2 protein-coding genes and 1 pseudogene are annotated in these 1,339 nt (G+C 68.0%); all 3 read right to left on the bottom strand.

Annotated features, from left to right (window positions below; genetic code table 11):
- Positions 1-398: pseudogene (locus E6U81_RS39495) on the bottom strand (hypothetical protein); the annotation flags it as partial.
- Positions 395-823 carry a DUF6507 family protein gene (locus E6U81_RS39490; protein ID WP_136234803.1) on the bottom strand — a complete coding sequence of 143 codons (429 nt, stop codon included), beginning with the start codon at positions 821-823 and terminating at the stop codon, positions 395-397. The pseudogene E6U81_RS39495 and the gene E6U81_RS39490, both read right to left, overlap by 4 nt.
- Positions 824-864: 41 nt before the next feature.
- Entirely contained in the window at positions 865-1,179 is a 315-nt protein-coding gene (locus E6U81_RS39485; RefSeq protein WP_031147707.1) for a pore-forming ESAT-6 family protein, read from the bottom strand.
- Between the last annotated feature and the right edge of the window lie 160 nt (positions 1,180-1,339).

Below are 1,339 nucleotides of genomic sequence, written 5' to 3'. Positions count from 1 at the left end.
TCGAGGTTCTCGTCGATCAGGTCGCCGTCTTCACGCCACTTGTCGTCGTCGGCGACCTTCGTGCGGAACGCCTCCGCTTCCGCCCGCAGGTTTTCCAGCTTCTTGATGACGGGCGCGGCGTCGCGGGAGTAGGTGCCGAGCGCGCCGGCGATGGTGCACATGTCGGAGCTGAGCTTCAGGCCCAGGTCCGAGACGGGCTTCGTCGTCGCGAAGAGCTGGTCCGCCTCCGGTGCCTGGTAGAAGGCCTGCAGGCCGCCGAAGCTCGTGTGGACGTCCGAGGCCTTCGTCGAGACCGTGGCCCCGCCCGACGAGATCAGCTTGACCTTCTCGTCCAGCGTCGCCAGATTCCCCGTGAAGACCGGTATCTCGGCCGGATCGACCGGCGCGTTCCCGCTCACTTCTTGCCCCCGGTCTTCTCACGCAGGATGTCGAGGTTCACGGCCCGGGCCGCGTCCTGAGCCGCCTTGGCCTGCTCCAGATCGCCTTCCAGGTACTCGTTCGTCGCCGCCACCGCGCCGAGGACGCACGCCTCGATCCGCTCGGCCATCGACTTGAACTCCGGCTTGCGGGCCGTCAGGTACTCACCCAGCGCAGCCGCGACCGGCCCCATCGCCTTCTGGCTCAGGGGCGGCGCACCCACGGGCACCGGACCCTGCAGCTTCGTCTCCGCCTGCGAACCCGGGACAGCCGTCCCCGCGGCCTGAGCCGCCTCCGACATGGCTGTGAGCAGAGCGTTCAACGCCGTCTCCAACTCGCCGGCATTCCCGCCGACAACCTTCAAATGGCCCTGCACGCCCTGCGGCTTGATGTCCCACGACGTCATCGACAACCTCCCCCGTGAACCCGACTGCCCCGCTGCCCCGCTCAGCCGATGTTGTCGACCGCGGCCTTCGCGCGCTGCAGCGTCTGGCGCGCCGTCGCGTCGTTCTTCTCCAGCGTCGTGTTCAGCAGCTGGATGATGTTCTTGACCTCCTGCGAGGCGTTCTTCCAACGCAGCTCCTTGGCGTGGTAGTCGTCCGCCACACCATCCGCCGCGAAGTCCGACATCGCCGCCGCCACCTGCGCCTCACGCGCCGCGATCACCTGCTCCAGCTGGCCGATCACCGCCTTGATACCGCCCTGCGCCTCCGTCGAGGCACCCACGTCGTACGCACGACGGTCCGTCCCACCTGCACCCATGCCAACCACACTCCCCGTGACGTGAAGAAGAAGACCCTAAAGAGACGGCCTAACGGCCGCGGAAGCGGGCGGCGTCGAAGTTCGCCGAACCCTGCGTCTGCCGCGCGTTCTCGCCCTGCTCCTGATCACCCGACCCGAACGCCTGCTCCATACCCGACTG

It is taken from the genome of Streptomyces sp. A0592, from assembly GCF_004795115.1.
GTDB lineage: Bacteria > Actinomycetota > Actinomycetes > Streptomycetales > Streptomycetaceae > Streptomyces > Streptomyces erythrochromogenes.
Note: the sequence above shows the minus strand (reverse complement) of the source record. Positions and strands in the feature narration are given on the sequence as shown.

Excerpts from the sequence above, each read along its gene's own strand:
- E6U81_RS39485 (WP_031147707.1), bottom strand. The coding sequence starts at position 1,179 with ATGGGTGCAGGTGGGACGGACCGTCGTGCGTACGACGTGGGTGCCTCG.
- E6U81_RS39490 (WP_136234803.1), bottom strand. The coding sequence starts at position 823 with ATGACGTCGTGGGACATCAAGCCGCAGGGCGTGCAGGGCCATTTGAAG.